The sequence below is a fragment of the Bacillus sp. GB_SG_008 genome, assembly GCF_052038115.1.
Taxonomy (GTDB): domain Bacteria; phylum Bacillota; class Bacilli; order Bacillales; family Bacillaceae_G; genus Bacillus_A; species Bacillus_A rhizoplanae.
Genome location: NZ_JBPZSK010000003.1, coordinates 383,846 through 397,650, shown reverse-complemented (window position 1 = coordinate 397,650; position 13,805 = coordinate 383,846). Strand labels below are relative to the sequence as shown.

Below are 13,805 nucleotides of genomic sequence, written 5' to 3'. Positions count from 1 at the left end.
TACTACGGAGAAATTACGTAGCGCCCCCTAAAAATCCAAGATTGCAGGAAATCAGCAGCCGAGCTCCTAAGTCTGTTAGATAAGGAGAAGGTTCAACGACCAAGTAGCTATGTAGGTGACTGTATAGCTCGAACCTGGCTTCTCAAACCAAATTTAAAGGGTGTATATATTGAGAAGAAGATATGGTCTGAACTCTATAGCGATATAGAGAGGGTAGCAGAAATGGCTATCCCCCATACGTTTTAAGTGTGTGGAGTAACAATATGCAAAGAAAAGGTGCCGGAGCGGTATATTTAAATATTTTCCATTGGGATATTATTGAGTTCCTCGATACAAAAAAAATAAATGCCGACGAGAAGAGCCGTATTCAATCTCTTTCAATCGGAGTTATCGTTCCAAGTAAGTTTTTTGAGCTTGCTGAGAAAAATGAACCATTCCATGTTTTCGCACCTTATACAGTGTATAAAGAGTACGGAAAACATTTAGATGATATCGATATTGATGAAATGTATGATGAACTGATGAGCAATCCGAATATCAAAAAGAAACCACTTGATATTAGCGCACGCGATATGCTCATTAAAATTGCAATGATTCAGCTTGAGTCTGGTTACCCTTACTTAATGTTTAAATCAAATGCAAATAAACAGCATCCGTTAAAGGATATTGGAACTGTGAAGATGTCGAACCTCTGCACAGAAATCTTCCAGTTACAAGAAACATCTGAAATTAATGACTATGGTACAGATGACATTATCCGCCGTGACATTAACTGTAACTTAGGATCATTAAATATCGTGAACGTGATGGAGAATAAAGAAATGCGTGAAGCAGTTCATGCAGGTATGGAAGCTTTAACAGCTGTTTCTGATATGACAATTATTCCGAACGCACCGACTGTGAAAAAAGCAAATGATGAACTTCATTCTGTTGGTCTTGGAGCGATGAACTTACACGGTTATTTAGCGAAAAATAAAATCGCTTATGAAAGCGCAGAAGCGAAAGAATTTGCTCGTACATTCTTTATGATGCTTAATTACTACTCTATCGAAAAGAGTATGGAAATTGCGAAAGAGAAAGGCGAAACATTTAAAGACTTCGATAAATCAGATTATGCCAAAGGAACATACTTTGAGAAGTATGAAACAACAGATTACAGTCCAGTAACTGAGAAAGTACAACAGTTATTCGAAGGAATCCACATTCCAACAAAAGAAGACTGGACAAACTTAAAAGAACAAGTGCAGAAGCATGGTTTATATAACTCATATCGATTAGCTATTGCTCCGACACAATCAATCAGTTACGTTCAAAATGCGACTTCATCTGTAATGCCGATCGTAAGTCAAATTGAATCAAGAACGTATGCGAATGCAACGACATATTATCCAATGCCGTATTTATCAAAAGATACGTTCTGGTATTATAAATCTTCTTACGATATGAATCAGTTTAAATTGATTGATTTAATCGCAGAAATTCAAGAACATATTGACCAAGGGATTAGTACAATTCTTTATGTAAATAGTGATATTTCTACACGTGAATTAGCACGTTACTATATTTATGCTCATAAAAAAGGATTAAAGAGCTTGTATTACACAAGAACACGCAAGTTAAGTGTCGAAGAGTGTGTAGCTTGCACGGTATGATGAGTTGCTTTTGAAAGAGAAGAAACAAATTGTACAAGTAGTATTTACTATAAAGTATCATCATGAGCAGGGGCAGAAACACCCTGCTCATGCTTAGTTATTAAATTTACGTTCTAACGCACGGTTAGATTTTCATTATGAAATGGAAATTTTACCGTACGTTAGGACAATGTAACAATATAAAGAAGGGGCGATTCAATGCGCGCGGTAAACTGGAACAAGAAAGAAGACGATTTTAGTTTAATGTTTTGGAAGCAAAACATCGCTCAGTTTTGGACAGAAGAGGAGATCGCAGTTTCTTCTGACAAAAATACATGGGTGCAGTTATCAAAGGAAGAACAACAAGCGTATAAGCGCGTACTAGGTGGTTTAACGCTCCTTGATACGAAGCAAGGCGGCGAGGGAATGCCTCTTATTCTTGTACATCTTGAGAACTTACAGGCAAAAAGTGTATTAGCTTTCATGGGAGCAATGGAAGAAGTACATGCGAAGAGCTACAGTCACATTTTTACGACATTGGCAAGTGAAGAAGAAATTGATGAGATTTTTGAATGGGTAGATACTCATCCGTTACTTGTGAAAAAAGCAGGAATTGTTACAAATTACTACCGCCGTCTATTAAAACCTCAAGTAACGAAAAAAGAACTATACATGGCAATGGTAGCAAGTGTGTTCTTAGAAAGTTACTTGTTCTATAGTGGATTCTTCTATCCGTTGTATTTAGCAGGGCAAGGAAAATTAACGGCGAGTGGTGAAATTATCAACTTGATAATCAGGGATGAGTCCATCCACGGCGTATTCGTCGGTATTTTAGCACAGCAAGTTTTTGCAGAGCTTTCTGCTGAAGAACAACAAGAAGTACAAAAAGAAACGATGGATTTATTAGTGGAACTGTATGAAATTGAAACAGCATACACAGAAGAAATTTATACATCTATTGGTCTTGTGGAAGATGTGAATCGTTTTGTTCGTTACAATGCAAATAAAGGGCTTATGAACTTAGGATTAGAACCACACTTTGAAGAAGAAGAAATTAACCCAATTGTATTAAACGGTTTACGTACAGATACGAAAAACCATGATTTCTTCTCTGTAAAAGGGAATGGTTATGTAAAAGCAACAAATGTTGAAAAATTATCAGATGATGATTTCGTATTTGATTTTTAATAGATAGGATTGAAAAAAGCTGTCTTTCATATAAAGGCAGCTTTTTTGGCTTTACATAATGTTATTATCCCGCTATTCGCGGGCAGTAAGACCCCCACTGACGGAAGTTTCACTTTATTTCTTGATAAATTTGTTATTTTTCGACTGATTAAAGTTTCACTTCACGTGTATGTAGTGGTATGAGAGACTGAATAAGTTATGTCAAAATGAATAAAAAACCAACAAAAAATGTAAAGAAAATAATCTCACCTGTTGTATCTTTGAAGCGTGAAAATTGGCTTATCCTCTCAATTTTTTGAACAAGAAAATTTTGGCTCAAAAATTGCATGAATATTTAAAAAATAAAAGGAGGGGTTTTGGAATGCGATATATAATATACACGGTTTATTGAAAGCGTTTTCTGTTTAATTATCAAACTTTACATGGAAATTAGATAGAGAAAGTAGGAGGAATGATAGGTGGGAAAAGAAGTTGGTTTAAAACGTTCATTAGGACTTTGGTCAATTGTCATGCTAGGTGTCGGGTATATGACGCCGATGGTGGGGTTTGATACATTTGGAATCGTTTCTGAAAAAACAGGCGGGCATGTTCCAGGAGCTTATCTTATTGCATTAGCAGGAATGTTATTTACAGCTGCAAGCTACGGCAAAATGGTAAAGGTTTTTCCGACTGCGGGATCTGCTTATACTTATACCCAGAAGACAATTAGTGCAAGGCTTGGATTTCTTGTTGGATGGTCAGCGTTATTGGATTATTTGTTTTTACCAATGGTAAATGCGCTATTAACGAGGATTTATATGTCCGCACTTTTTCCAGGTGTTCCTTCTTGGTTATGGGTTGTTGGATTTGTCCTACTGATTTCACTGGTAAATATTGTTAGTGTTAATGTTACTGCTAATTTCAATACATTCTTAGTAGTGTTTCAAATATTAGTAATGGTTGTGTTTGTATTTCTTGTTATAAAAGGATTGATAGCAGGAGAAGGAACTGGAGAAGTTTTTTCCATTCAGCCGTTTTTTCAATCAGATATACACATATCATCGTTAGTTGTGGGGGCCACAATTCTTTGCTTTTCATTTTTAGGTTTCGATGCGGTAACTACATTTTCGGAAGAAACACCAAACGCGAAGAAGACAATTCCTAGGGCTATTTTTCTTACCGCTTTAATTGGTGGAATTTTATTTATTGTTACTACGTACTTCACACAATCCTTTTTCCCAGATGCATCCGTATTTAAAGATCAAGAATCAGCGGCACCAGAAATTGCGCTATTCGTTGGAGGAAAATTATTTCAAACATTCTTTTTAGTAGGGACATTTATGGGAACATTGGCATCAGGTTTAGCTTCTCATACAAGTGTGTCGCGATTACTATACGTAATGGGGCGAGATAATGTAATCCCGGAGAAGATATTCGGATACATTCATCCTCGCTTGCGAACTCCCGTATATAACATTATTATTGTAGGAATTATTTCACTTTCCGCTATATTTATCGATCTAGAAACAGCAGCATCTCTTATTAACTTCGGAGCGCTTATTGCATTTACATTTGTTAATTTATCTGTAATCGCTTACTATGTTATAAAGAAAAAAAGATATAAAACAGTAAAAGACTTTTTTAATTTCTTAGTTCTGCCTATTTTAGGTGCAGGTACAGTAGCTGTGTTATGGTTTAACCTCAATGTTAATTCGCTTATTCTTGGACTTAGCTGGGCTGCCATTGGAATTGGTTACCTTTTATATGTTACGAACATGTTTCGATCAGCTCCGCCGCAAATGCATTTTGAAGAAGTACAGGAAATGTAAAATAACAAAAGACATCGGAATTTTTCCGATGTTTTTTATTTTGGGGATTTTAAAATCATGCAATATTGCATAAGTCATTCAACAATTCATAAAGAAAGAGAGAAAATTTGTAAATCAGTGCCAGAGAGAAGGCTGAAAAGGGAATATAAAGTGAAACTTCCATCAGTGGGGGGTTTTTCGTTCCCCACTGATGGTTAGTTGAACCAATCGGGCTTTTACGGGCAGTTATCTCCCACCTATCTTCCTCGCTTCTCTTTCAATCTTGAGGTGGGGGTCTTACTGCCCGTTAATGCGGGATAAACATTATATTTTTACTTGGCACGCTTATTGCTTTATAAAACTAGTAAAAATATATAAATGAGGTGTTATCGTGGCAATTCAATCAGAAAAAAATACAACTCAATCTATACAGGGAAAAGTTGAGGTTGAAAATCCTTTAGAGGAATTTCAGTCTATATTACAAGAGGCGCTCCAGATTTTACATTATCCAGAGGAAGTATTTGAATTTCTTAAAAAGCCAATGCGCTTTTTAGAAGTAAGCATTCCTGTTCGAATGGATGATGGAAGAACAAAAGTATTTCAAGGGTATCGTGCCCAGCATAATGATGCAGCAGGGCCAACAAAAGGTGGTATCCGGTTTCATCCAGATGTTACAGCTGAGGAAGTAAAAGCACTTGCTGGTTGGATGAGCTTGAAATGTGGAGTAACGGGTCTTCCATATGGAGGGGCAAAGGGCGGGATTATTTGTAATCCGCAGGAGATGAGTTCTAGGGAACTAGAGTTACTTAGTCGCGGTTATGTAAGAGCAGTGAGCCAAATTGTTGGGCCTACTAAAGATATTCCAGCTCCTGATATGTATACAAATGCTCAAATTATGGCTTGGATGCTAGATGAATATGATCATATTAGAGAATTTGATTCCCCAGGCTTTATAACTGGAAAACCATTGATGCTAGGAGGATCACAAGGGCGGGAAACAGCTACTTCTAAAGGAGTATTCTATACACTTCAGTTAGTGAGTGAGCTGAAACATATTCCACTCCAAAATATGCGAGTAATCATTCAAGGGTTTGGAAACGTTGGAAGTTATTTAGCAAAATATTTATATGATATTGATGTGAAAGTGGTAGGAGTATCTGATGCTTTAGGTGGCATTTACAACCCAGATGGTTTGGATGTTCCTTATTTACTAGAAAATCGAGATTCGTTTGGAGTAGTATCAAACCTCTTTAGTAAAACGATCTCTAACCAAGAGCTGTTAGAAAAAGAATGTGATGTACTCATTCCAGCAGCAATTGGAGGAGTGATTACGAAACATAATGCAGAAAGGCTTGGATGTAAGATTGTAATTGAGGCCGCAAATGGTCCGACAACAAAAGAGGCGATCACAATGTTAGAGGAGAAAGACATTTTGGTTGTTCCAGATATTCTAGCAAACGCTGGAGGTGTTATTGTTTCTTATTTTGAATGGTGTCAAAATAACCAAGGGTATTATTGGACAGAGCAATATGTCGACCAATGCTTAAAGGAGAAAATCACATCTAGCTTTTCTGATGTATTCAATACTTCAAAACATTTTGGAGTAAATATGAAAATTGCTGCTTATATAGAGGGAGTTCGTAAGATTGTAGAGGCATCGCGCCTAAGAGGTTGGTTGCATTTTTAACCTTTTAACAAAGGGAGGAATAAAATGAAGCTTGATATTTTATTAGAAGAAATTGAAAGACAACCAATCGGTTATTATTGTATCGTGTCAAATTGTCATCGATATGATATTGCCGTTACGTATTCACAGCAATTTTTGGGAAAAGCAATGGTTACTTCTATTCAGAATGGAAGAATGATTCTATTAAGTCAAGAAGATATTGAACAGGAACAATATTGGGCACCTAATTTAGGGATTGAAGGAGAAGATGTAGAAGATTTTCGAAATTTTTTCCATATGGTTCTTCAGTCACAAACATTGGCAGAACAATATTAATAGAATAAAAGAAGGGAATGAGATTTTCGGAATTTTTTCCATATGATTCCTCAGTCACGAACATTGGCAGAACAATATTAATAGAATAAAAGAAGGGAATGATTCATTTTGTTTTATGAGATCGTTACGAGCCCGTGCTATGGAACGGTTGAAAAAGTGTCTATTGATAAGGACTCCCGAATTTACGAATGGGAACCACTGTTTGCTATTAAAGATATGAATGGGCAGCTGGAAGTAATTAAAATGGGATGTAGTGGAGAAGTACAATCTTTAGAAGTAGAAGCAGGAGATAAGGTAATTCCAGGGATGGTATTAGCTTATATTCAAGAAGATATTTTAATTAGTGGTAGTGATTAATTAGAGAACAAAAAGGAAGATGGAAGTATTCATCTTCCTTTTTTTAATAAATTAAAGGAAAAAAGTTTATTATCGGATTAATTAAAAAAATCTATTTTTAGTGATACAATACAAGTTAAGTAGTTCAAAGGAGGGGTAGCGGAATGTTTTCCATTGCTCATAAAAAAATTAGACAGATTGTTTCTCTACCTATTGATCAACCTGAAAAGGAATGGAATATAGATGTTAAAAATATAACAGAACCTTTTCTGTTTTTAAAAAGGGATGATCAATTATTTGCATACGTCCATGTAAAGGATCTGCTATCAAGAAATGCGGAATTAACTGCCCAAGCATTACTTTCAAATGCTGTTTCACTAGATACAATTTGTCACCTTAGTAAAATTATTTCCTTAACAGCTCTCTTTCAAATTATTGGGGCGCCTATTGCGATTGTGAAAAATGAAATAGGAGAGTTAAAAGGATACATAAGAAGAGAGGATGTTTTTGCAGAATTATTTAAGCAAGAAAATAAAAGTGTAGATATACTAAAAATCATTTTAATGTCTATTCCTATGGGGATTTTTGTGGTAGACAGGGAAAAGAAAATTGTAAATTGTAATGAATCTGGTTTAAAGATGATTAAGTCTACTTCTGAAAAAGTACTGAACGTACCAGCAGAACAGATTTTTAATGAGGAACATATTAACAATGTATATGCAACGGGAAAAACGATTTTAAATCAGTTACAAATAACAAACGAGATGGGAGTATTAGTTGATTACAGTCCGATTCCTAGTCTCGATCAAAGCATTGAAGGAATGGTTATTATTGTACAAGATTTACCAATGGTTGAGGAAATGGCCATGGAAATTGAATATATAAAGGATTTAAATAAAGATTTAAACGCAATCTTATCTAGTATTTATGATGAAATATTAGTAGTTAATCCTAAAGGGGAATTAATTCGTTATAGTGAAACCATTATCAATGATTTCTGGGGAGGAGATTTAAAGGATCTTTTAGGGAAAAATCTTTTAGATTTAGAGCGAAAAGGTTTATTTAGTCCATCTGTTACTCGTTTGGTACTCGAACAAAAGAAAAAGGTATCGATTGTACAAGAAACAAAAAGTGGTAGAAAAATATTAGCGGTTGGAAACCCTGTGTTTAGTGAAACCGGTGAACTGCATCGTATTATTATTGCATCAAGGGACATTACAGAGGCAACGAGATTAAAGACGGAATTGCATGAGATGAAAAAGATATCTGAACAATATAAGAAGGAATTGGACAATTATAAAAATAAAGATCGTTTTCTTAAGAAACTTATTTATTGTAGTCCGAAAATGGAACAAATTATTAATCAAGCTAAAAAAATAGCTGATTTTTCTTCTAATGTTCTTATTTCTGGAGAATCGGGTGTTGGAAAAGAAGTAATTGCTCAAGCAATTCATCAACTGGGAAATCGATCTTCAAAGCCGTTTTTAAAATTAAATTGCGGTGCAATTCCAGAATCATTATTGGAAAGTGAACTGTTCGGATATACAAAAGGTGCTTTTACCGGTGCTGATAAAAATGGAAAAGAAGGATATTTTAAGCGAGCGGATCAAGGAATTTTATTTTTGGATGAGATTGGAGAAATGCCTTTACATTTGCAAGTGAAATTACTTAGGGTGTTACAGGAGCAAGAAGTAATTCCAATCGGAAGCACAGTACCTACGAAAATAAACGTTCAAATTATTGCGGCCACAAATAAAAGTCTCGAAAAAATGGTGGAAGCTGGTACGTTCCGTGAAGATTTATTTTATCGCTTAAATGTAATTCCACTGCATGTTCCCCCGTTAAGGGAACGAATGGAAGATGTTCCAGTACTCGCATTTCATTTCTTACAACAATTAAATGAAAAATATAATAAAAACTACCATTTAACTCCAGATGCAATGAATTTACTAGAATTTTATTCATGGCCTGGAAATGTACGAGAATTACAAAATATGATTGAACGTTTAGTAGTCTCAGCAGATGATCCAGTTATTGAAGCTGAATTTGTTAGCAAATTTTTAACCCTTGGTTATGACTTTAAAAAATCAAAGCCAGTTATTACAAGAGTCTTACCATTACAAGAAGCATTACATTCTGTAGAAGAGCAATTAATCTTACTTGCGATGAAGCAGTATAAAACAACGACGAAGGCCGCAAAAGCTCTTGGAATTAGTCAATCTTCGGTTAGTCGTAAATATCAAAAAATCATGAATGAAAAGGAAATAGCAGTTGATACAATTTCATATTTCTAAAAGAGAAAGGGGAAGTTTACATGGACTACTCCTTTCTCTTTGTTATCCCGCATTAACGGGCAGTAAGCCCCCTACCTCAAGATTGAGAGAGAAGCGAAGAAGATAGGTGGGGGATAACTGCCCGTAAAAGCCCGATTGGTTCAACTAACCTTTTGGAGAAGAGCGCTCCAAAAGGAAGTTTCACTTTATTTTTGTTGTAATTATGCAAAATGTAATAACCTATGCAAAAATGCATAAGTTCGTATGTTCTATCCCGCATTAACGGGCAGTAAAATCCCGATTAGTTGAACTTTATTTGAAGAAATAGTCAGTTTTTGTATGATTACTTGGTGTTTTAAATGTTGGCACAATTATTGCTTATATAATATATGAACGATCGACAAAGGGGGATTATATATAATGCTAGATTTAAAAATGTATCTAAATGGTGAATGGAGAGAGTCTAGTAATCAAGAGAAACGACCTATTATTAACCCTGCGAATGGCAAGGTTATCGCATATGCGCCTGAAGGAACGATCGAGGATGCAAAAGAAGCAATAGAAGTGGCAAGAGCGACTTTTGATAGCGGAATTTGGTCAGAAACATCCGCTGCTGAAAGAGCATCTTATTTATTTAAAATAGCAGATGAAATTGATAAAAATAAGGAAGAACTTACACGTCTTGAAACAATGGATAATGGAAAAACACATCGCGAGGCAGAAGGTGATATTGGGGATGCGGCAGCTTGCTTCCGTTATTATGCCGGGCTTATTACAAAACCAGATGGACAAACATATCATGTAGCTGATCCAATGCAAGCTATGGTAGTCAGAGAACCAGTTGGTGTTTGTGGATTAATTGTTCCTTGGAATTATCCGTTATTAATGAGTGTATGGAAAATTGCACCTGCTTTAGCGGCTGGAAATACGATTGTATTTAAACCGTCTGAGGTTACACCAATCACTGCAACGAAGTTATTTGAAATTTTTGAGGAAATAGAATTACCAAAAGGTGTTGCAAATATGGTAATGGGTGCCGGACCAACAGTAGGAAATGAAATTGCAGCGAGCGGTAAAGTGGATATGGTTTCTTTTACAGGTGGAACGAAAACGGGAAAGCACATTATGAGAACAGCGGCAGATAATATGAAAAAGATTTCGCTAGAACTTGGCGGAAAATCTCCAAATATTATTTTTGCAGATGCAGATTTTGAAACAGCGGTCGATTATGCGTTGTTTGGTATTTATGCGGGTACTGGACAAGTGTGTTCAGCAGGATCAAGAATTCTTGTACAAGAAAGCGTTTACGATAAATTTGTTACTCGTTTCGTAGAACGTGCAAAGCAAATTAATGTTGGACCTGGTGATAACCCAGAATCAGAGATGGGACCACTTGTAAGTCAAGAGCATATGGAAAAAGTATTACGCTATATTGAGATTGGGAAAGACGAAGGAGCAGAAATTGCTTGCGGAGGAAATCGTATTACAACGGATGGAAAAGGTGATGGTTTCTTTATTGAACCAACAGTCTTTGTCAATGTAAAACCTGATATGCGTATTGTGCAGGAAGAAATTTTTGGTCCTGTTGTAGTTATCCAAAAGTTTAAGGATGAACAGGAAGCAATTGAGCTAGCAAACGGTACAGATTACGGTTTAGCTGGAGGTGTATTTACAGTTGATGGCGCAAAAGCGATGCGCGTAATCCGCAAGCTTCGCGCAGGGATTACGTGGATTAATAGTTATCATCCAACATACAACGAGGCGCCTTGGGGCGGATATAAGCAAAGTGGTATCGGTCGTAGTTTAGGAACGTTTGGTTTAGAAGAATTCCAAGAAATTAAGCAGATTAATATAAATCTAGAAGTAGAACCAATTGGGTGGTTTGCAAATAAAAAGACTATAGGAGTGAAATAAATGGTGACGAATGTAGAAAGTAAATTCAATGAGCAGGATGTAAACAATTCAAATGTAAATGATTATATTACGAAAGTACTGCAATTAATTGAAAAAGAAAAGGTCTCCGAAGAAGAGGCTAACTGGATTCAAAAAGAAACAGTAGATGGATTTAGAGAGCATGTCAATCCTGGTTTTCTTGCATATAGAAAAACAGTAACAAAAGATGGGCAATTTGCAGCAGTAGAATGGTCTGATGAAGGATCTTGTTTTATGGATATCAATGGTAAAAAGTATATTGATTGTTTAGGTGGATTCGGGATTTATAATGTTGGACACCGTAATCCGAAAGTGGTAAAAGCTGTAACGGATCAATTAAAGCGTCAAGCATTGCATAGTCAGGATTTACTAGATCCACTTCGTGCGATTCTTGCAAAGATTTTAGCAGATATTACACCTGGTGATTTGAAATATGCTTTCTTTACGAATAGTGGTACAGAAAGTGTGGAGGCGGCATTAAAACTAGCAAAAATGTATAGTGAACGAACAACTTTCATTTCAACAACACGTGCCTTCCACGGTAAGAGTCTTGGATCTTTATCTGGAACAGCAAAAGGAATGTTCCGTAAACCATTTTTACCATTAATTCCAGGTTTCCGTCACGTTCCATTTGGCGATATCGAGATGATGAGAAAAACATTTGAAACATGTGCATTAGTAGGGGAAGATGTTGCAGCTGTTATTTTAGAACCAATTCAAGGAGAAGGCGGTATTATTTTACCTCCAGAAAATTATTTAAAACAAGTAAGAGAACTCTGTGATGAATTTGGATCACTACTCATTTTTGATGAAGTGCAAACTGGAATGGGACGTACAGGGAAAATGTTTGCTGCAGAATTATATGATGTAGTACCAGATATTATTTGTCTTGCGAAGGCATTTGGCGGTGGTGTAATGCCAGCAGGTGCAATTGTTGCCAAAGAAAAAGTATTTAAAAGTTGGTTTGAGAACCCATTCATGCATACAACAACATTTGGTGGAAATCCACTTGCATGTGCTGCTGCAATTGCAACAATCCATGTATTATTGGAAGACAAATTACCAGAACGAGCTGCGGAAGTTGGGGAGTATTTCTTAAACGGGCTGAAAAGGGCTGCGGAAGGACACGAAGACAAAGTATTTGAAATTCGTGGTCAAGGTTTAATGATTGGTATCGAATTCCATAAAGATGAAATTGGTTATGAGGTATCGAAGGCAATGTTTGACCGAGGCATCCTTGTTGCAGGAACGTTAATTAATTCAAAAACAATTCGTATTGAACCGTCTCTTACAATTAGTTATGAAGAAGTAGATATGGTAATCAATACTTTCGAATCAGTGTTAGCACAAGTAAAAGTACAATAATCATTCCATACAATAATGTGTAAAAACAAACCAGTAAAACCACCATGCTTATGTTCGCTCTAATTGGTTTTACTGGTTTTTACTATAGGAGGAGAAGGGGTTGGAGGGAGCATTACACGGAATCAAAATTATTGATTTATCTCGGGTTCTTGCCGGTCCTTTTTGTACGATGATTCTCGGTGATTTGGGAGCGGAGGTAATAAAAATTGAGAATACTGGAAATGGCGATGATACGAGAGGATGGGGACCGCCTTTCGTAGAAGGAGAAAGCGCTTACTTTCTTTGTGCGAATCGTAATAAAGAGTCGCTTACATTAAATTTAAAATCACAAATGGGAAAGGATGTTTTGAAAAAACTTGTTTCTCATGCTGATATCGTTGTACAAAATTTCAAGCCTGGAACACTTGAGAGAATGGGACTTGGTTATGAAGTGTTACAAGAGGTGAAGGAAGATATTATTCTAGCTTCTATTAGCGGTTTTGGCCAAAATGGTCCTGCTTCACATCTTCCTGGTTATGATTATATGATTCAAGCGATGAGTGGGCTTATGAGTATAACAGGAGGAAAGGATGAAGAGCCTGCAAAAGTAGGAGTTGCGATTGCAGATGTGCTGACAGGCCTTTTTACGTGTATTGGGATTTTAGCCGCTTTGCAGCACCGAAATAGAACAGGAGAAGGGCAAGAAATTGATATTTCTTTATTTGATTCACAATTAGCGGCATTAGTAAATGTAGCAAGCAATTATTTGTGTACAGGAGAATTGCCAGAGAGACTTGGAAACCAGCATCCGAATATTGTTCCGTATCAAGTATTTCAGGCGGAGGATGGAGATCTTGTTGTTGCAGTTGGAAATGATGAACAGTTTCATAAGTTTTGTTTGTTACTTGGTAGACAAGATTTATCTCGTTTAGATCGCTATAAAACAAATGCAAATCGTCTTTTGCATAGGGAAGAACTTGTAGATATTATTGCAAAAGAAATGAAAAAGAAAAAGAAAGAGGACTGGAAACAGCTTTTGGATGAAGCAGGGATTCCAAATGGACCAATTCTCAACGTGAAGGAAGCATTAGAAACAGAGCAGGCAGTTTCGAGAGATATGACAATTCATATGGAACATCCAACTATTGAAAATCTTACACTTGTAGGTTCACCATTAAAACTTGCAAAGACACCAGTACGGATGCAGAAACATCCGCCACTTCACGGGGAACATACAGAACAGATTTTGAAAAACCTGGGGTATTCGCAGGAAAGCATTACGGAAATGAAAAAAAACCAATGGATATAGGAG

9 protein-coding genes and 1 pseudogene are annotated in these 13,805 nt (G+C 36.3%); all 10 read left to right on the top strand.

Annotated features, from left to right (window positions below):
- Positions 1-266: 266 nt before the first annotated feature.
- A pseudogene (locus tag ACTDJC_RS09760) lies at positions 267-1,652 on the top strand (ribonucleoside-diphosphate reductase subunit alpha); the annotation flags it as partial.
- Between the two features lie 198 nt (positions 1,653-1,850).
- Positions 1,851-2,819, top strand: coding sequence for a class 1b ribonucleoside-diphosphate reductase subunit beta (gene nrdF / locus ACTDJC_RS09755; RefSeq protein WP_440603253.1), 969 nt, complete (start codon positions 1,851-1,853; stop codon positions 2,817-2,819).
- 458 nt (positions 2,820-3,277) lie between these two features.
- Entirely contained in the window at positions 3,278-4,627 is a 1,350-nt protein-coding gene (locus tag ACTDJC_RS09750; RefSeq protein ID WP_440603252.1) for an APC family permease, read from the top strand.
- 370 nt (positions 4,628-4,997) lie between these two features.
- Positions 4,998-6,293, top strand: coding sequence for a Glu/Leu/Phe/Val family dehydrogenase (locus tag ACTDJC_RS09745; RefSeq protein ID WP_440603251.1), 1,296 nt, complete (start codon positions 4,998-5,000; stop codon positions 6,291-6,293).
- A gap of 24 nt (positions 6,294-6,317) precedes the next feature.
- Positions 6,318-6,608 (top strand): SAV0927 family protein, encoded by a 291-nt coding sequence (locus tag ACTDJC_RS09740; RefSeq protein ID WP_440603250.1) that lies wholly within the window; start codon positions 6,318-6,320, stop codon positions 6,606-6,608.
- Positions 6,609-6,716: 108 nt separating this feature from the next.
- Positions 6,717-6,965, top strand: a complete 249-nt coding sequence (locus ACTDJC_RS09735; RefSeq protein WP_429709183.1) for a hypothetical protein — start codon at positions 6,717-6,719, stop codon at positions 6,963-6,965.
- A 143-nt stretch (positions 6,966-7,108) separates the two neighbouring features.
- Positions 7,109-9,238, top strand: coding sequence for a sigma 54-interacting transcriptional regulator (locus tag ACTDJC_RS09730; protein WP_440603249.1), 2,130 nt, complete (start codon positions 7,109-7,111; stop codon positions 9,236-9,238).
- Between the two features lie 399 nt (positions 9,239-9,637).
- Entirely contained in the window at positions 9,638-11,131 is a 1,494-nt protein-coding gene (locus ACTDJC_RS09725; protein ID WP_098309551.1) for an aldehyde dehydrogenase family protein, read from the top strand.
- Positions 11,132-12,514, top strand: coding sequence for a putrescine aminotransferase (locus ACTDJC_RS09720; RefSeq protein ID WP_098309550.1), 1,383 nt, complete (start codon positions 11,132-11,134; stop codon positions 12,512-12,514). It begins immediately after the preceding gene.
- A 100-nt stretch (positions 12,515-12,614) separates the two neighbouring features.
- On the top strand, positions 12,615-13,802 hold the full coding sequence (locus tag ACTDJC_RS09715; protein WP_440603248.1) for a CaiB/BaiF CoA transferase family protein: 1,188 nt from the start codon (positions 12,615-12,617) through the stop codon (positions 13,800-13,802).
- Positions 13,803-13,805 lie beyond the last annotated feature (3 nt).

Coding starts and splice junctions, on each gene's coding strand:
- nrdF (WP_440603253.1), top strand. CDS start 1,851: ATGCGCGCGGTAAACTGGAACAAGAAAGAAGACGATTTTAGTTTAATG.
- ACTDJC_RS09740 (WP_440603250.1), top strand. CDS start 6,318: ATGAAGCTTGATATTTTATTAGAAGAAATTGAAAGACAACCAATCGGT.
- ACTDJC_RS09730 (WP_440603249.1), top strand. CDS start 7,109: ATGTTTTCCATTGCTCATAAAAAAATTAGACAGATTGTTTCTCTACCT.
- ACTDJC_RS09725 (WP_098309551.1), top strand. CDS start 9,638: ATGCTAGATTTAAAAATGTATCTAAATGGTGAATGGAGAGAGTCTAGT.
- ACTDJC_RS09720 (WP_098309550.1), top strand. CDS start 11,132: ATGGTGACGAATGTAGAAAGTAAATTCAATGAGCAGGATGTAAACAAT.